17 protein-coding genes are annotated in these 18,122 nt (G+C 57.0%); 8 read left to right on the top strand and 9 right to left on the bottom strand.

The annotated features are described in order from the left end of the window. The first annotated feature begins 80 nt into the window (after positions 1-80). Both M8006_RS05430 and M8006_RS05425 read left to right on the top strand, forming a co-directional pair. Positions 81-4,502: a two-partner secretion domain-containing protein gene (locus M8006_RS05430; protein ID WP_250080445.1), complete on the top strand. Its 4,422-nt coding sequence runs from the start codon at positions 81-83 to the stop codon at positions 4,500-4,502. Further along, positions 4,502-6,127, top strand: coding sequence for a ShlB/FhaC/HecB family hemolysin secretion/activation protein (locus tag M8006_RS05425; RefSeq protein WP_250080444.1), 1,626 nt, complete (start codon positions 4,502-4,504; stop codon positions 6,125-6,127). The genes M8006_RS05430 and M8006_RS05425 overlap by 1 nt, the downstream gene beginning before the upstream one ends. Positions 6,128-6,150: 23 nt before the next feature. On the opposite strand, the gene M8006_RS05420 is transcribed toward M8006_RS05425, so the two are convergent. Genes M8006_RS05420 through M8006_RS05410 form a run of 3 tightly spaced genes read right to left on the bottom strand, consistent with a single transcriptional unit; the run spans position 6,151 to position 8,030 of the window. After that, on the bottom strand, positions 6,151-6,369 hold the full coding sequence (locus M8006_RS05420; RefSeq protein ID WP_250080443.1) for a DUF1653 domain-containing protein: 219 nt from the start codon (positions 6,367-6,369) through the stop codon (positions 6,151-6,153). Next, positions 6,366-7,244 carry a tRNA cyclic N6-threonylcarbamoyladenosine(37) synthase TcdA gene (gene tcdA, locus M8006_RS05415; RefSeq protein WP_250080442.1) on the bottom strand — a complete coding sequence of 293 codons (879 nt, stop codon included), beginning with the start codon at positions 7,242-7,244 and terminating at the stop codon, positions 6,366-6,368. Before tcdA ends, M8006_RS05420 begins: the two co-directional genes overlap by 4 nt. 12 nt (positions 7,245-7,256) lie before the next feature. Next, entirely contained in the window at positions 7,257-8,030 is a 774-nt protein-coding gene (locus tag M8006_RS05410; protein ID WP_250080441.1) for a pseudouridine synthase, read from the bottom strand. 159 nt (positions 8,031-8,189) lie between these two features. On the opposite strand from M8006_RS05410, the gene sodC reads away from it, so the two are divergent. Continuing rightward, complete coding sequence (gene sodC, locus M8006_RS05405; protein WP_284046940.1) at positions 8,190-8,741, top strand: superoxide dismutase [Cu-Zn] SodC; 552 nt, start codon at positions 8,190-8,192, stop codon at positions 8,739-8,741. A 74-nt stretch (positions 8,742-8,815) separates the two neighbouring features. Here sodC and bfr read toward each other — a convergent pair whose 3' ends face one another. The 5 genes from bfr to lptF all read right to left on the bottom strand — a co-directional run bounded on the left by bfr (position 8,816) and on the right by lptF (position 12,560). Beyond that, a complete protein-coding gene (bfr, locus tag M8006_RS05400) occupies positions 8,816-9,298 on the bottom strand; it encodes a bacterioferritin (RefSeq protein ID WP_250080440.1) in 483 nt (160 codons plus the stop codon). A 181-nt stretch (positions 9,299-9,479) separates the two neighbouring features. After that, positions 9,480-9,686 carry a (2Fe-2S)-binding protein gene (locus tag M8006_RS05395; RefSeq protein ID WP_250080439.1) on the bottom strand — a complete coding sequence of 69 codons (207 nt, stop codon included), beginning with the start codon at positions 9,684-9,686 and terminating at the stop codon, positions 9,480-9,482. A gap of 210 nt (positions 9,687-9,896) precedes the next feature. After that, positions 9,897-10,376, bottom strand: coding sequence for an RDD family protein (locus M8006_RS05390; RefSeq protein WP_250080438.1), 480 nt, complete (start codon positions 10,374-10,376; stop codon positions 9,897-9,899). A 28-nt stretch (positions 10,377-10,404) separates the two neighbouring features. Continuing rightward, positions 10,405-11,484 (bottom strand): LPS export ABC transporter permease LptG, encoded by a 1,080-nt coding sequence (gene lptG, locus M8006_RS05385; protein ID WP_250080437.1) that lies wholly within the window; start codon positions 11,482-11,484, stop codon positions 10,405-10,407. Beyond that, on the bottom strand, positions 11,484-12,560 hold the full coding sequence (gene lptF / locus M8006_RS05380; RefSeq protein ID WP_250080436.1) for an LPS export ABC transporter permease LptF: 1,077 nt from the start codon (positions 12,558-12,560) through the stop codon (positions 11,484-11,486). Before lptF ends, lptG begins: the two co-directional genes overlap by 1 nt. A gap of 152 nt (positions 12,561-12,712) precedes the next feature. Between lptF and M8006_RS05375 the strand changes: the two genes are divergently transcribed. The 3 genes from M8006_RS05375 (at position 12,713) to M8006_RS05365 (ending at position 16,001) form a co-directional block, all read left to right on the top strand. Further along, positions 12,713-14,233: a leucyl aminopeptidase gene (locus M8006_RS05375; RefSeq protein ID WP_250080435.1), complete on the top strand. Its 1,521-nt coding sequence runs from the start codon at positions 12,713-12,715 to the stop codon at positions 14,231-14,233. A 160-nt stretch (positions 14,234-14,393) separates the two neighbouring features. After that, a complete protein-coding gene (locus M8006_RS05370; RefSeq protein WP_430886807.1) occupies positions 14,394-15,506 on the top strand; it encodes a branched-chain amino acid aminotransferase in 1,113 nt (370 codons plus the stop codon). Between the two features lie 63 nt (positions 15,507-15,569). Beyond that, positions 15,570-16,001: a DNA polymerase III subunit chi gene (locus M8006_RS05365; RefSeq protein ID WP_250080433.1), complete on the top strand. Its 432-nt coding sequence runs from the start codon at positions 15,570-15,572 to the stop codon at positions 15,999-16,001. Positions 16,002-16,154: 153 nt separating this feature from the next. On the opposite strand, the gene M8006_RS05360 is transcribed toward M8006_RS05365, so the two are convergent. Further along, a complete protein-coding gene (locus M8006_RS05360; protein WP_250080432.1) occupies positions 16,155-16,622 on the bottom strand; it encodes a Spy/CpxP family protein refolding chaperone in 468 nt (155 codons plus the stop codon). A gap of 171 nt (positions 16,623-16,793) precedes the next feature. On the opposite strand from M8006_RS05360, the gene M8006_RS05355 reads away from it, so the two are divergent. Beyond that, entirely contained in the window at positions 16,794-16,985 is a 192-nt protein-coding gene (locus M8006_RS05355; protein ID WP_347709743.1) for a YgjP-like metallopeptidase domain-containing protein, read from the top strand. After that, entirely contained in the window at positions 16,918-18,093 is a 1,176-nt protein-coding gene (locus tag M8006_RS05350; protein ID WP_250080430.1) for an MFS transporter, read from the top strand. The genes M8006_RS05355 and M8006_RS05350 overlap by 68 nt, the downstream gene beginning before the upstream one ends. Positions 18,094-18,122 lie beyond the last annotated feature (29 nt).

Raw genomic sequence — 18,122 nt, 5'->3', positions numbered from 1 at the left:
GTGTAGCGCTGAGTGGAAGAAGCCCCCTTTACCAACGCGTAGGCTAGTAAAAAACTATTACCGATAAAGGCCAGGGGATTATGAACCGCATCTACCGCACCGTTTGGAACGCGGCCCGAGGGCAGTGGCACGTCGCGCCTGAAAACGTTAAACGCCACAGTAAATCATCACGCCGTTCAGGCGTCGTTGGCACACTGGCGTCGTTGACCGCCGGGAGCATCGTGCTGCTGCCCCTTAGCGCTTTTGCCAGCGGCCTGCCCTCGGGTGGTGAGATCCGTGCCGGTAGCGGCAGCATTGAGCAGTCCGGCAACGCGATGCGCATCAACCAAAACAGTGAGCGCATGGCGATTGACTGGGACGATTTCTCGGTGGATGAAAGCAGCCGTGTCACCTTCAACCAGCCCGGCCGCGATGCCGCGGCGCTCAACCGCGTCACCGGCGATCAGCTCTCGCAAATTCGCGGGGCGATTGAGGCCAACGGTCAGGTGTTTCTGGTTAACCCCAACGGCATTGTGTTTGGCGACACCGCCCAGGTAGATGTAGGTGGGCTCGTCGCCTCTACCCTGGACATCAGCCCCGATGATTTTATGGCGGGCGATTTTACTTTTGAGGGCAATAGCAGCAGCGCGATTATTAACCAGGGCAATATCCGCGCCGCCGACGAAGGCTACATCGCGCTAATCGCCACCGAAATTATCAATGAAAGCAGCATCAGTGCACCCCGCGGTGATGTGATGATGGGCGCGGGCAGCCGTGTCACCCTGGATATGGGTGGCCCCATCAAAATCGAAGTCGAAGAAGCCCAGCTCGACACCTACATCGAGCAAGGCGGTGCCATCCAGGCCGACGGCGGCCGGGTTTATCTGACCGTCAAAGCCGCAGGCGACCTTGCCGCTAGCGTGATCAACCACACCGGCACCACCCAGGCCCGCACCCTTGCCGAAAATGAGCAGGGTGAAATCTGGCTAATGGGAGATATGCAAAGTGGTGAGACACGAGTAGCCGGTACGCTGGATGCCTCGGCACCGGATGGCGGCGACGGCGGGTTTGTGGAAACCAGTGCGGCCAAAGTCAGCATTATGGACGAAGCGACCGTTACCACTCGCGCCGATGACGGCCAAACCGGCGAGTGGTTGATCGACCCGTATGACTTTACGATTGCCGATAGCAACGGCGATATCACTGGCGACCAGCTTGGGACGGCGCTGGAGAACAATGGCGTCAAAATTAAGACCACCAATGGCGAGGTGGACTGCACGGTAACAAACGACTGCGGCGACGGCGACTCCAGCGGTGAAGGCGATATCTTCGTCAACGACAGCATCGAGTGGGAAGGCAGCACCCTCACCCTCTCGGCCTACCGCAACATCGAGATCAACCAAGAACTGACCGCTACCAAGGGCGGCGGGCTGGCATTGGAATACGGCCAGGGTTCCAACAACGGCGAGATTAATGGCACCGAGGCCACCTACGCCGTCAACGCTCCCGTCAACCTGCCTGACGACGGCAACTTCTCAACGACACTCGGCAGTAGCGGCACCACCGTCGACTACACCATCATCACCGAACTCGGCAACGAAGGCAGTACAACCAGTAATGACCTCCAGGGCATCAATGGTGGCCGCTCTGGGAACTACGTTCTCGGCGCCAATATCGATGATGCCAGCGACACGTCGGGTTGGAACGGTAATGAAGGCTTCGAGCCCATTGGAGATTCCTCTAACAGCTTTACAGGTACCTTCGACGGCCTGGGCCATACCATCAGCGACCTGACCATCAATCGGCATATTGCCGACAATCAGGGGCTGTTCGGCCGCACAGATGGCGCAACCATCCGCAACATCGGGCTGGAAAACGTCAGCGTGACGGCCAAAAGTTCAGTCGGCGGGCTGGTGGGGCATAACGACTCCTCCACGGTAAGCAACAGCTACGCCACGGGCAGCGTTACGGGCAGGGGCCCGGTCGGCGCGCCAGGTGGGCCGGGTGGGCCGGGTGGGCCGGGTGGGCCGGACGGCAGCTTAGAAGGTAGTAAAAACGTCGGCGGGCTCGTGGGGCGTAACGACGACTCTTCCACGGTCAGCAACAGCTACGCCACCGGCAATGTGAAGGGCAACGGCAACAACTACGGCGGGCTGGTGGGGCATAACGACGACTCCTCCACGGTTAGCGATAGCTACGCCACCGGCAATGTGACAGGCAGGAATGCAGTCGGCGGGCTGGTGGGGTTTAACCGCAGTCGCTCCACAGTCAGCAACAGTTACGCCATCAGCAGTGTGGAGGGCGGCGGCAGCGTCGGCGGGTTGGTGGGAAGTAACTTGATCTTAGCCAAGGTCAGCAACAGCTTCGCCACCAGCAACGTTACCCACAACGGCGACGGCAACGTCGGCGGTCTAGTGGGGAGCAACACGTCCTCAGCAAAAGTCAGCAACAGCTACGCCACCGGCCTTGTCAACAATGGTGAATCTGGCACTGATGTGGGCGGGCTCATTGGCTTCAGCAACGGGGAGGTCAGCGCCTCCTTCTGGGACACCGATACCACCGAGCAGAACGGTAGCGATGGTGGCAAAGGCAAAACCACCGCCGAGATGCAGGATGCCACCACCTTCACGGCGGCGGGGTGGAGTGAAATTATCTGGTCATTCCCCGGGAGTGGCGGCGACACTGTTGAAGGCTATGAAGTGGGTGAAGGCCTGCCTTATCTGACGGGCGTCACCCGCGAAGAAGATATTGATGCCAAGACCGAGACCCTCTTCGAGGGCGGCTGGGGTGGTTTGACCGATGGAAAGCAAAGCGGCGCCGATGGCTCACCCTACTCCATCACCGACTGGAACCAGCTCCAGAACATCAATGAAGTTGTCGACGACAACTACGAGTTTGCACTCGCCAACGACCTTGACAGCAACTCAACCGGCTACGCTGAGCAGGTCGATAATGGCAGCACCCTGGCCAACAGTGGAGAAGGCTGGGTGCCGATCGGGGATGTTAGCACCCTCTTCAACGGAGATTTCGACGGCCTGGGCCATACCATTAGCGGCCTGATCATCAATCGGCCTAATGAAGACTATCAGGGGTTATTCGGCCGCACAGACGGTGCAACCATCCGCAACATCGGGCTGGAAGGCGGGAGCGTGACTGGCCAAGACGAAGTCGGCGGGCTGGTGGGGGACAGCATCTCCAGCTCCACGATCATCAACAGCTACGCCACCGGCAGCGTGACGGGCAGTGGCAACGTCGGCGGGCTGGTGGGACGCAACCTTATCGCCGAGGTTAGCAACAGCTACGCCACCGGCCTTGTCAACGATGGTGACTCTGGTCCTACCGTGGGTGGGCTAGTGGGCTTCAACAGCAGCACCGGAAATATCAATGCTTCTTTCTGGGACATTGATACCACCGAACAGTCGGATGGCATTGGTGACGATGCTAACAATCAATCCGATAACGTCCATGGCCTGACCACCGCCGAGATGCAGGATCCCTTTACCTTCATCGACGCCGGTTGGGACTTTGCCGATGTCTGGGGCAAATCCCGCGCCGGTAATAATGACGGCTATATGGTTCTCAAGACCCTGGATGACAGCGCCTACGATTATTACGTTCGCTTAGACGACACGGATACCAGCAAAACTTATGGCGCCAACGACAATGCTCTGAATAGCATCAGTCTCGATGGGCCCGGCTCGTCTGGTGTCGATCTGAGATTCAACAACACTACCAATGTCGGCACCTACACCTATGATGAGTCCGATGTGCTTGATTCACAGTTCAACAGCGGCACTGCAGGGGATTACTATTTTGAGTATGGCAACGGGGAGATTACCGTCAACCCACGCCCCATTACCGTCGCCGCCGACAACCAGCGCAAAACCCAAGGCAATGCCGACCCAACGTTCACTTGGCAGATCACCGACGGCAACTTGGTAGGCAATGACACCCTCGCTGGCGACCTGAACCGCGAACAGGGGGAAGGTTTAGGCGATTACGCCATTCTGCAGGGGGATCTAAACAACACGCAAAACCCCAATTACGCCATCGACTTTGTTGAAGGCGAACTATCGATTAACGCCCGCCCAGCGCCACCACCTCCAGCACCGGAACCCGAACCAGAGCCTGAGCCTGAACCCGAGCCCGAACCACAGCCGGAGCCCGAGCCCGAGCCCGAACCACAGCCTGAGCCCGAACCACAGCCCGAGCCGGAACCACAGCCCGAGCCGGAACCACAGCCTGAGCCCGAACCACAGCCTGAGCCCGAACCACAGCCTGAGCCCGAACCACAGCCCGAGCCGGAACCACAGCCCGAGCCGGAACCACAGCCTGAGCCTAGTGCCAGTATTGATGCTGCCGTAAACCAGACACTTCAAGCGGCATCGTCACGCGAACAAGAGGAACGAATGCGTCAAGTCAACGAACTACCCAACGGCAACAACCTGCTGCCCGGCGGTATCGCGATTATCGGCAACGGCATCAATACCGTCCTGAATGACGACGATGAGGGGGAGGAATAATGCGCCATTACCCACTGACTAAGCGTTCTGTCGCCATGACGGCAGTATGCTTAATGGGCTCGTTACCGCTACCCAGCCATGCGCAAACGCCCCCGGATGCTGGCCAACTTCTGCGCGACTCACTGCCGGAAAGGGACTATCAGCCGCGCGAGTCCTCAGTCGATATTAACCTAGAGGGCGCACCGCTTTCGGAAAGCGATGCTGAGAGTCGTGAAGTTCGCATTAACGACATCGAGTTTAGCGGCAATACCGTCTATGACGATGCAACGCTGTTAGCGCAGGTGCAAGACATGATCGGACAACCGCACGACATGGCGGGCCTGCAACGCATCAGCAATGAAGTTAGCCGTTTTTATCGTGAAAACGGCTATCCGTTTGCCCAGGCGATGCTCCCCAGGCAGGACGTTAGTCAGGGAACGCTCGACATTCAGCTGGTAGAAGGCAACTACGGTGAGGTGTCCGTTACGGGCGATGACGACGCGCTGGTCGACAGCCTCTCGCCTTACCTTGCAGGTCTTCGCGCAGGCGACGTCATTCAGGGCGACACGCTCGAACGCACCGCCCTACTGCTAGGCGATTTACCGGGCATCAACGTCACCCCGGTGATGCGCCCGGGTGAAGCCTCGGGTACCGGTGATTTGGTTACCGAGGTAGCGGCAGGCGATCGCCTACAAGGCTATGTGGGCGCGGATAACCATGGCAGTCGCTCTTCTGGTGAAGGGCGTGCGACAGTGGGTGTTCAAGCCAACCGCCTGTTGAACGTTGGCGACGAACTGAGCGTGACAGCCCTCTACTCAGAAGAAGATTTGTGGCTCGGCCGCTTGGCCTATTCTTTACCTGTCGGCTACCAGGGCTGGCGGGCAGAAGTCGCTTATGCACGCAACGAGTATGATCTTCGCTCACCGTTTAACGGTTTTACCGGCACGGCGGATACCAGCAACCTCACCTTGAGCTACCCGCTTATTCGCCAGCAGCAAACCAACCTGACAGCGTCTTTTGGCGGAGAGTACACTGAATTAAATGATCGTTTTGAAGGGGTCAGCTATCAGAAGCGTTACGGGCATAGCTGGCCGTTGGCACTGCAATTTGACCATCGAGATTCTCTTGGTCAGGGCGGTGTGACGTTTGGCGAGGCCCGATTGCAAAGCGGACACATCAATAATCAAGCCAACGGACAAGTGGACGGGGGCTATACCAAGACAAATGTGCGCCTTTCACGCCTGCAAAGCCTTGGCAATGGATTCTCACTGCTGGCCCGTGGCGATATCCAATGGGCCGATAAACTTTTAGACTCCTCACAGGGCATGAGCCTGGGCGGCGCCCGTGGCGTGAGAGCTTACCCGCAGGGCGAAGTCAACGGTAGCCGCGTATGGCTTACCCAGTTAGAAGTGCGCTATCAGGCCACACCTGAATTGAGCCCCTACGTCTTTTATGACCATGGCGCTCGCCAAGGCTTTGCCGACGAAACCAGTAAAACACTGGCGGGTTGCGGTATGGGTGTTCGTTACACGCAAGATAACTGGTCCCTGGATACGGCGGTAGCGACTCAAACCACCGACGACGCCGCCTCTCAGGATGAGCAAAAAGACCCGCGCTTTTGGTTTTCAGCACGTTATGCTTTCTAAATGAAGGCGTTGCTACGCAAGGCTTAAAACGCCTTCTCCAACGCAAAACGCGGCTGGGTGCGACCCTCTTTGGTCACCGTTTCGATAAACATCTCCAGCGGGCGCACCCAGAGACCGTAGTCGCCATACAGGGCGCGATACACAACCAGCGGCTCTTCATTTTCGCTGTGCTGAGCAGTGCCAAGCACTTCGTAGAGGCTGCCTTTGTAATGGCGGTAAATGCCGGGAACGGGCGTGGTCATTCGGTTTCCTTTTGGGTTGCGTTGGCGGCGGCAGGCTGGTTGGCTTTTTTGGCAAGGCGCTCCAGCACTTTTGAGGCGGCGACGAAGCCAAAGGTGCCGGTCAAAAAAGTCGCAGCACCAAAGCCCGAGGCACAGTCCAACCGCGTGACCTCACCACTGCTGGGCTTTTGCAGGCAGACTTCGCCGTCGCTGCTTGGATACACCAGCTGCTCGTCAGAATAAACGCACTCCACCGAGAAACGCCGCTTAGGGTTACGGGAGAAGCCGTAATCCCGACGCAGCCGCGAGCGAACTTTGGATAGCAGCGGATCTTGCTCGGTGCGAGTGAGATCCGCCACCTGAATACGCGTCGGGTCAGTTTGCCCGCCGGCCGCGCCGGTCACGGTAATGGGAATTTTGCGCCGCTTACACCAGGCGATCAACGCGGCCTTGGCAATCACACTGTCGATAGCATCCACCACGTGATCGGCGTCATCCGGGATGCGCTCGGCCAGGTTAGTGGGTGTGACGAAGGCCGTATCGGCGACGATCTGAATCTCAGGGGCAATCAAGCGGCAGCGCTCGGCCAACACATCGACCTTGGGCTTGCCAATGGTGCCATCCAACGCGTGGAGTTGGCGGTTGACGTTGGATACACAGACGTCATCCAGATCAATCAGCGTCAGCTTACCAATGCCCGAGCGCGCCAGCGCTTCAACTGTCCAGCTACCGACCCCACCGACGCCCACCACCACTACATGGGCATAGCGAAATGCCTCAGCGGCACGCTGATCATAGAGGCGACGAATCCCGCCAAAGCGAAAATCGTAATCTTCCGAGATGAGTCCCACGTTAGCTGTGGACGTTGGAGAAGTTGGTGGCGTGGCGGTGGACATAGCAGGCTCACTTTATAGCGCTTTAAGGGCTGAAGGCGTGATGTAGGGCGGCGTACGAACGCTATCCAAGGGCAAGTGCCCTACCCAGCCGAGATGATGAAATAACGCTGTCATCGTGTCATCAAGTGCACAACTCAGCTGTATACGCTTTTCCCCCATTGGATGATCGAAAGCTAAGTAGGTGGCAGCCAGCAACAAACGTGGTGCCCCCAACTTTTCAGCAAAAAAGTGGTTATGGACACTTTTACCGTGCTTGGCATCGCCAATAACCGGATAACCGCGCCGTGAAAGATGGCGGCGAATTTGGTGGCGCCGCCCGGTCAATGGCTTGGCTTCCACCAGCGAATAGCGCGCTTTTGGGTAGCGATCCACTTGTACCGGCAGCTCGACGCTGTCTACGCAACGAATATCGGTCATCGCTGGCATGGCGGGCATGTCCGCCTTGCGCCGTGTGCCGTCTTCCTCGCGCAGCGGATAATCCAACCGCACCTCAGCAGGGGCAACACCGCGCACCACAGCCAGATAGCGTTTATCCACTTGGCGCTCGCCAAAGGATTCACTTAAGCGCGCGGCGACGTCTGAAGACAGTGCAAATACCATCACGCCCGAGGTGGGCCGGTCTAAGCGATGAACCGGATAGACGCGCTGACCCAGCTGGTTACGCAGGCGCTGAAGCAAAAACTCAGTTTCCCCACGCGCCAACGCCGAGCGATGAACTAAAAGCCCCGCAGGCTTATGCACCGCGACGAGATAATCATCCTGATAGAGGATGTTGAGTGGCGACATAGCGTTCCCCGCGAAGCGCTTGATGAAAACAGAGCGCTATTGTCGCGGCTTGAAAGCGAGATGTCATCAACCGGATTAGATGGCAGAGCTGCTTAGTGACAGCTACTTTAAATGGGTAACGCTAGTACTGCGTTTCCATGGATTAGGGAGGAAATTTTTATGCGCTATTCAACTATACGCTATTCAACATCACTCACCGCTATGGCGGCCTCGCTACTGCTCGCCACTTCGGCGGCACAAGCGAATGAAACGCGTGACGTTGAGATGCACAAAGTCAGTGCCGAAGGGGTTAGCGAGTCGATCGGTAGCGTCACCCTGGAGCAATCCAAATACGGCTTACTGTTCACCCCATCACTAGGTGGCCTTGAGCCCGGGGCTCATGGGTTTCACGTCCACCAGAATGCCAGCTGCGAACCGGCAGAGAATGACAGTGGCAAGATGACAGCCGCGCTGTCTGCTGGTGGACACTACGACCCTGAAAACACCGGCACTCACCAAGGGCCTTATGTTGATGGGCATTTAGGCGATCTACCGGTGCTAACCGTCAATGAAAATGGTGACGCCAACGTGCCGGTGCTCGCACCGCGCTTAAGCATGGAACATATGTCGGGCCGCAGCCTGATGGTTCACGCAGGCAGCGACACCTACGCGGATGAGCCTCATCTTGGCGGCGGCGGCGCGCGCGTGGCCTGCGGCGTAGTTGAATCGTAACTTTAACGCATAGCATAAAAGAAAACGGGCAGCCTAATGGCTACCCGTTTTCTCTCACTGATTCGCCGCGTTTATTACTCTTCGCCTGCCATCTGCATTTGGCGCTGCAGGTAGTTCTGAATGCCCACTTGATCAATGAGATGCAGCTCGGTTTCGATATGATCAATGTGACCTTCTTCATCGGCAAGCAGATCACGTAGCAAGTCGCGCGTTACGTAGTCTTTAACGCTTTCGCAGTAGGTGATCGCTTCGATGTAGTCGTTGCGCCCGTCATGCTCAATTTTCAGATCGCTTTCGAGCATTTCTTTGACGTTTTCGCCGATATACAACTTGCCGAGATCCTGCAGATTGGGGACGCCTTCAAGGAAAAGAATACGTTCAATCAGCTTGTCGGCGTGCTGCATCTCTTCAATGGATTCGTCGTACTCCCACTTCGCCAACGCTTTGAGGCCCCAGTCTTTGTACATTTTCGCATGCAAGAAGTACTGGTTGATGGCGACCAGCTCGTTGCCAAGTGTAATATTGAGATGCTCAATTACTTTCGGATCACCTTTCATGACGTCACCTTTTTGCTGAAATGCCGATAGCTTAGCAAGCGCTATCAAGCCATTACGTTAATGAAGGAGTACTAACCATGAAAGGCGTACTCCCAGCCTTACTGGGAGTATAGAGACGAAGACTAAAAATTCAAGAAAATCATAACGTTGCTAAAAGCAACCATAACAATATCGATTCGCGTCAAATGGCGTAAGCAAGGCCCATATCCGCTTCTGCACGCGCCTCTTGCACGGCTTCCCGGGTGACTGACTTGGCAAAGCACGCGCATTTTCCGCATTGTGTGCCACAACCAGTGGCCTCGCGCACATCGCGCCAGCTGCGCGCGCCATCGCTCACTTGCTGGCGGATCTGGTGGTCAGTGACTCCTTTACACACGCAAACATACATAGCGGCACCTCATGAAAGCATGAAATGAATGTAAATGATTCGCATACATTTCTGCAAGTCAGAATCACACTTTTTTGGCCTTCTTTTATAAACCTTTAGTCTAATTTCTCTCTCTTTTCCTACGAACTTTTTCTATGAGCTTTTTCTATGAGCTTTTTCTATGAGCTTTTTCTATGAGCTTTTTCTATGAGCTTTTTCTATGAGCTTTTTCTATGAGCTTTCTTTGGGCACTACAACCGTGCGCGTACCAGAAACCAGGTCCGGCCAGCTACGGCGCTCGCGATCAAAGAGCACCCACCAGTAGCCTAGACCCAGTGCGGTAAACGAAACCCACGCCACCAGGCAGCGGACAACGCTCTGCCATACCGTAATGCTATAGCCGTCGACGGTTTCCACACGCAAACGCCACGATTGCATGCCCAATGTCATGCCGCCACGCGTCCATGAAAAGGCAAAAAAACCTATCGCCGAGCACACTAAGAGCAACCGCAGCGTCCAGACCTCGACACCGCTGGTGCCTATTTCCTCAGCACCTTGCCCCACCACAAAGCGAAAAAAAGCAACATGTGCCACCGCCACCGCGATCCAAATAGCCGCCACCAAAAAACCGTCATAGATCAGTGCCCCGAGGCGGCGTGGCAACGGTGCCGGCCATACGCTATCAAGCTGGGTAAAACGTCGTTGTGACATGGTGTTTGTTCATCATCATTCAGTGGATTCAGCCATTACGGCGCAAAAAGTAGATACCGGCCGCCGCGCAAGTAAGTGTTGGCACCAACACCGCCCACACCGGCGAAAAACCAAAAATCGTCGATGCCGGTGCGAGCAAGTCTTGGGTGTACTTGAACAAAAGCCCCGTCACCACACCGTAAAACACTCGAGTGCCAGCGGCGACGGTACGAAGCGGGCCGAAAACAAACGATGTCGCAATCAACACCAACGAGGCCATGGTGAGCGGCATCAACATTTTTTGCCAGAAGTAGAGAAGCGGCTCATCAGCTTGCTGCCCTTGAGACTGCAAAAATTCTGCATAGGCTATCAGCTCGCTGGGTGACTGACTTTCAATATCGCGCAGCAATCGTTCCAACTGTGCAGGCGTTAGCTGTGTTTCCCATGCTAGCTGCTGGTAGCTTTGCGTTTCGGTGTGATCATCAAACAGCTCGGTTACCGTCACGTTCTTCAGCCGCCACTTGCCATTGTCCCAATAAGCGCGGCGAGCATGCGCCGCTTCAACGAGTTGGCGCTCATCAAAACGGTATCGGGTAAGGTCGAGGACCACGTTATCGGCGCGAATCGCCCCAAATCGATAGATAGTATCGCCCTCAATTTGCCACCCGCTGCGGCTGGTGAGCACTGCCCCTTCGCCCTGGCGCTGCTCCAACTTCCACGCTTCGGCGAACTGTTCGGTATGCGGGCTAACGTACTCGGCCACCAATAACACCATGACCACGACCAGCAGTACGGGCTTCATCACGCCCCAGACAATACGTGTTAGCGAGCGTCCCGAGGCACGCATCACGGTGAGTTCATTGCTTGACGCCATACTGCCCAAACCAATCAGCGCGCCAATTAATACCGCCACCGGCGCGTACTGATAAAAGCGCCACGGCATGCGCATGATCAGATAAAACAGCACATCCAGCGCCCCGTAGCCCTCTTGCACATCGCCTAAGTCACCCAGATAGGCAATCGTGATATCCAGCCCTAGCAGTACAACTTGCACCACCACAATAGCCGCGAGCACGCTGCGTGCGATATAACGGTCTAAACGATCCGCTATGGTTAGCATCTTCAGCATTAGCGCATCCCCTTGCGTTGCGAGTGCCACAACAGCAGTAAGCCAAGCACTAAAAACAGCCCGTGCACGGGCCACACGCCAACCGCCACGGGCCAGGCGCCGCTGCCGATGGTATCCACAGCGGCTAGCAGCAGGCTTAAATACGCCACATAAAGAAACACCGCCGGCAGAAGCTTCGCGAAGCGCCCCTGGCGCGGATTTACCTTGGAAAGCGGCTGCGCCATCAAGGCCAAAATAAACACCATCAACGGTAGCCCCACCCGCCACTGCCACTGCGCTTGGGCGCGCGTGTCAGGGTTGGCAAAGAGCGCGGCCGTGGAGGCGACATCAAACGAATCAAATGCTTGACGTTCCCTCGTTGCCCCAAGGCGCAAGGTGTAGCGCTCAAACGTTAATCGCTCGGCCTCCAAACGCCCTGGCGTTACACCGTAACGTTCGCCATCTTGCAGCACCAAAAAGCGACTGCCGGTATCCGAGCGGATTTCCTGATGCCCCGAAGCCGCGCGGGTGACATAGTTGTGCACATTCTCGCCGCGGTCGCCCAGCTCATGGACAAAGACGTTTTCCATCTCCATTCCATCATTTGAGAATCCGCTGATATATGCCGTACGGCCCTGACCAAATTCCTGAAAGCGCCCCGGCGCCAGTACGGAAACATCTAATCGGCTGCGCTGTTCCTCCAGCATCGTTTCGGTATTAAGCGTGCCCAGTGGCGTCAACCAGAGGCTGCAAAGGCCCACCAGCATCGCCACCAGCATGGCCGGCAACAGCGTCACTTTTAACAGCCGTGTCGGACTAACGCCGCACGCGACCATGACGGTAATTTCGCTGTTCATGTAGAGCTGGCCATAGGCGAGCAGAATGCCCAGAAAAAACGCCAGTGGCAGAATTAGCTCCATAAACCCAGGCAGATGAAACAGCATCAAATTACCCAGGATGGTGACAGGAAAGTCACCCTCCGCCGCGTCGGAGAAGTAGCGAATAAAGCGGCTCCCCATGATGATCAATAGCAAAATGCCAGCCACCGCCGACATGGTCAGCAACACTTCGCGGGTCAAATAGCGAAATAAAATCAACGCACTCTCCGGCCAATCGTGCAGGATGTCATGCTATGGACCTCATGCAATGTACTAAGGGCTTGGGTACACTCATCGCAGATAGCACAATATACATCTACGCAACGGGGCATTATCCCGAATCCCTCGATGCTTGTCTTGTTGGAGACGTCATGGAATTTTCCGTTCAGACCGCTAATCCGGCCAAAGCTGAAACTGCGTGTCTTATCGTACCCGTATTTAAAGATAGCGAACTCCTGCCCGCCGTGGCGAAACTGGATGACGCCAGCGAGCGGTTAATCGACCAGCTGCTTGAGCGCGGCGACTTTGATGCCGCACTGGGTAACGTGCAATTGGTCCCTTTTGCGCCGGGGCTAGGTACCGAGCGACTGCTTCTAGTCGGCTTAGGCGAGCGCGAAAAGTGCCAAGAATCAGCCTTTTTGAAAGCGCTTGATGCCGCTTTCTCGGCGTTGGTAAAACGCCCCCTAGACGACGCCAGCATTACCTTTACCGATATACCGCTTGAGGGCCGCGACGGCGCTTGGAAAGCGCGAAAAACCCTCGAAGCTGCCGAGCGTGCGCTTTATCGGTTCAATCAGTTTAAATCAACGCCCGCCCCCAAACCCGCCCTTCAAACATTAACGCTGCTGGTTAGCGACGCCGACGAAGCCAATGCCATTAAAGAGGGCGCGCGCGTGGGTGTCGCTATCGGTGGCGGTATCAATTTCACCCGCACCCTAGGTAACCTGCCCGGCAACGTCTGCACGCCGCGCTACTTGGCCGAACAAGCCGAAACGCTCGCCTCAAGTTCAAAGGGCGCACTTACCGCCGATATTCTCGATGAAGAGGCGCTGGAAAAACTGGGTGCTGGCTCGCTGCTTTCCGTGGGGCGAGGAAGCCGCGAACCTTCGCGGTTAATCGTCATGAAGTACCAGGGTGCGGAAGACGCCCAAGAGGCGCCCCACGTACTGATAGGCAAGGGTATTACGTTTGATACCGGCGGCATTTCACTCAAACCGGGCGACGGCATGGACGAGATGAAGTTCGACATGGGCGGCGCGGCCAGCGTGTTTGGCACCGTCAAAGCCGTGTTGGGAATCAAGCCAAAGCTTAACCTGGTGTTTATCGTTGCCGCGGCAGAAAACATGCCCGATGGCGCCGCCACCAAGCCAGGGGATATCATCAAAACCCTCAAAGGCCTGACGGTTGAAGTGCTCAACACCGATGCCGAAGGCCGCTTGGTACTGTGCGATGCGCTGACCTATGCCGAGCGTTTCGAGCCAGCGAGCGTGGTGGATATTGCCACGCTCACGGGCGCCTGCATCATTGGCCTTGGCCACCACGCCACCGGGCTGTTATCCAATGATGACGATTTGGCATTGGACCTTCTTGAGGCCGGCGACACGGCTTGGGATCGCGCTTGGCACTTACCGCTTTGGGATGAATACCAAGAACAGCTCGACTCTAACTTTGCTGATTTAGCCAACATCGGCGGCCGCCCGGCGGGTACGATTACAGCGGCATGCTTTTTGTCGCGTTTTGCCGACCACTTTCCTTGGGCACATTTGGATATTGCCGGCACCGCATGGCACTCAGGTAAGCAGAAGGGCTCAACCGGCCGCCCCGTCGGGCTTCTCACCCAGTACCTGCTCGACCGGGAAAGCGACGCTCAAGTAGAAAATAGCGATAGCTAACCGGTTAACGGTTGCCTTTCGGCGCGGCAAACGTTACACCTTGAACCCTAGCAATTTTTTGCGTTATTCGTGCCCCCGGCATTAGCCAGGGGCACTGTCCTATTCACTTGATTGGGATCGTTTCAGCGGCAGTCTTTGATGACAGCCGGTGGCGATCGCTATGGAGAAAACTGTGTCCACCGACTATTTTACTACTCTGCCGTCAAACCAGCCGACGTCCGACGAAGCCCGCGGCAACATCCTCCAAAGCCCCGGTTTTGGCATGCACTTTACCGACCATATGGCGCATGTACGCTGGACCCTTGACGACGGCTGGCACGGTCACGAAGTGCGCCCCTACGGCCCGCTGACACTGGACCCCGCCGCCTCGGTACTGCACTACGGACAGGAAATCTTCGAGGGTATCAAAGCCTACCGCCACGCCGACGGCACAATCTGGACCTTCCGCCCGGAGAAAAACGCCGAGCGCTTTCGCCGTAGCGCCCGCCGCTTGGCCTTGCCGGAGCTTTCCGACGAAGACTTTATCGGCTCACTAAAAGCGCTGCTGGCACAAGATCACACCTGGGTGCCGACCCCGAAGGATGCCTCCGACGAGTGCAGCCTGTATTTGCGCCCGTTCATGATCGCCTCCGAAGCCTTTCTCGGCGTACGCCCTGCGCACGAAGTCGATTACTACGTTATCGCCTCCCCGGCGGCCGCCTACTTCAAAGGCGGTATTGATCCGGTATCGATCTGGCTTTCCAGCCACTACAAACGCGCCGCGCCCGGCGGCACTGGCTTTGCCAAGTGCGGCGGCAACTACGCCGCTTCGCTTGCCGCGCAAAAGGAAGCCGCTGCCAACGGCTGCAGCCAGGTGGCGTTTCTGGATGCGGCGGAAGATAAATGGATTGAAGAACTGGGCGGCATGAACCTGTTCTTTGTGTTCAAGGACGGTCGCCTAGTGACGCCGCGCCTGACCGACACCATTTTAGAGGGCGTAACCCGCAATTCCGTACTCACACTAGCGAAAGACGAAGGCCTGACGCCTGAAGAGCGCGCCATCAGCATCGATGAATGGCGCGACGGCGCCGCCTCCGGCGAGATCACCGAAGTGTTCGCCTGCGGCACCGCAGCAGTCATTACACCGGTAGGCGAGCTTGTCAGTGAAGACGAACGCATTCGCCTCACAGCAGGCGGCAACAACGAAGTTGCCAAGCGCCTGCGTACCAAGCTGCTGGATTTACAGTATGGCCGCAGTGACGATCAATATGGCTGGCTAACACAGCTGGTTTAACCCACAGGCCTGCCCGCCGCTAGCCTTTTTCATCTGGGTTAGCGGCGGGCGCTGGAGCCATTTATGGCGCGCATCGATTTCTATATTCTCCCCGACACCACGCTCGACGCCCGCCTCGCTTTTGCCTGCAAATTGGCCGAAACGATCTGGCGCAAAGGCTACCGCCTTCATCTGCACTGCGAAGACCAAGCGCTTGCCGAGCAAGCCGATGAAGCGCTCTGGACGTTTCGCCCCGACGCCTATGTGCCCCACGCGCTAAAAAATAGCGACATGGCCGCGCAAGTCCCGGTTGTTCTCGGCTGGAACGCACTGCCCAAACCGGCGACAGAGACAGCGCTTCTTAACCTACACCCGGACATCCCCGACGGCATCGACGCCTACGCCCGCGTGGCGGAAATCATCAACCAACACCAAGAAGTTCTAGTGGCCAAACGCGCCTGCTGGCAACGCTATAAAGAACTCGGTCATGAAGTGGTACCGCATAAATTGGGGTAATCGCTGAGCAGCTACGCCTGCGTTCAGCCAATACTGTTCGGGATAACCGACATCTCGAAGAAGCCCGAAGAAACCATCCGCCACAAACAAGTGACCCCGCACTGGGCGGGGTCGTCAACAGAGATAGACAAACACTTTCAGTGCGTCTTCGTTTTAGCCTCCCTGCTGTTGCATCTGCTCCTGCATCTGTTCCATTTGTTCTCGCTGCTGAGCCATCGCTTCATCCAGTTGATCGCGCTGTTCCTGAGTGAACACGTCTTCGATCTGAGACTGCATGATGACGCTATCTGCGGTCATCTCAGCCGTTAGGTCACCAAGACGCTCCGCGTCCGCGCGAATGGCAGCTTCATCGTAATCGGGCTGAACCTGCTCGCTGAGTTGCTGTTGCAGCTCTCGAGCTTCCTTCTGCTTGGCAGCGTTTTCATCTTGCATCTGGGTCAAAAGGTTGCTGAGCTCTTCCTTCTGCCCGTCATCCAAATCCAACATTTCGTCGAGTTGGTTAATCTGGTCGTCGACGCTGGGGGCACCACCACCCATGCCGCCACCCATTTGCTGGGCCATGGCGGGAACGCTGAATACCAGTGCGGCGACTGCCGGAGCGAAAAGTTTGGCTAGCTGCATAAAAACTCCAATTGCGTACAAAGTGCATTTTTACCCGACACAATCCTGAAGGGTTTTACGATACCCTTGCCCGTGACAATGCTGTTTTCAAAAAATTCGTCATAACGGCAAATTGTTGATTACTATTGAGTAACTGCGGTTTAAAACCGAGCGGGTGAGCCGCCCAGAGACCTGCTGGAATACACCATCGTTCACGAAATGGCGCACTTGATTGAGCCAACGCACAATGAGCGCTTTGTCGCTCTATTGGATTTGCATTTTTATCTTATCAACGTGCACTCAAAGAGGCTTGAAATTGTTCACACGCCACCCGCTTGTCACCATTGTCATCGCCCAGCTATTTGGCACCTCGCTGTGGTTTAGCGTTAACGGCGTGGGGCTCGCCCTGCAAGAGGCTGTAGGGCTGAGTGAGGGCGATTTAGGTCTACTCACCATCGCCGTTCAGGCCGGGTTTATTACCGGCACCCTAGTGATCGCCACTACCGGGCTTGCTGATCGCGTGCGGGCTAGCCATGTTTTTGCCGCCGCCGCCGTGACGGGGGCTGTCATCAACGCGGCCTTTATTTTGACGGTGGAGGATATTAGCGCGGGGGTGTTGCTACGCTTTTTGACTGGCCTGTGTCTGGCTGGCATCTACCCGCTGGGCATGAAGTTGGTGGTGAGCTGGACGCCGTCCCACGCTGGCGCCGCACTGGGCTGGTTGGTGGGCATGCTGACACTTGGGACCGCTTCTCCTCATCTGCTGCGCGGCGTTACGCTTACCTTACCGTGGCAATGGCCGCTGCTGTTGGCATCGGGTTTGGCGCTGGTCGCCGCGGCGATGATTTTTCGCCTAGGGGTGGGGCCGCACCTTCCACCTACGGCCAAAGGTGGCCGCCCTTGGGCAGGGCTTTTAGCCTTCCAACAACGCCGCTTTCGGGCGGCGGCACTGGGCTATTTTGGCCACTGCTGGGAGCTTTACGCTTTTTGGACACTGACGCCGTTTCTGGTCGCCCGCGAGCTTACTCGGCTGGGTGCCTCCGCCGGTAGCGTCTCATGGCTAAGCTTTGCGGTGATTGCCGTCGGCATGCCCGGCTGCGTTCTCGCCGGGCGCGCCAGCCGCCGCTACGGCAGCGCCCACGTTGCCTTTGTGGCGCTAGCCATCTCCGGTGTGCTGTGTGTGTTCTACCCACTGATCGGCAGCGCGCCACCGCTTTTCTTGCTGGCATTACTATTACTATGGGGCTTTAGCGTGATCGCCGACTCCGCGCAATTCTCCGCCCTAGCCTCGGCGGCTGCGCCTCGCGACCGCTTAGGTTCAGCGCTCGCCATGATGAACGCCATCGGCTTTGCACTTACCATCCCCGCCATTGCGCTGGTGACCTCGCTCTGGGCCAACCAAGGGCTCGGTGTGATCTGGTGGTTACTCCCAGGGCCGGTGTTAGGCCTGGTGGCAATGCGAGGCTTGCTGCGACCTGCGGGAAGGACCTGACGCCCTCCCCCTTGGCGCGCTATACTTGG

Origin of the sequence: Halomonas llamarensis (assembly GCF_023555005.1) — a bacterium.
Classification (GTDB): domain Bacteria; phylum Pseudomonadota; class Gammaproteobacteria; order Pseudomonadales; family Halomonadaceae; genus Vreelandella; species Vreelandella llamarensis.
This window is presented reverse-complemented; position numbering and strand designations above follow the sequence as displayed.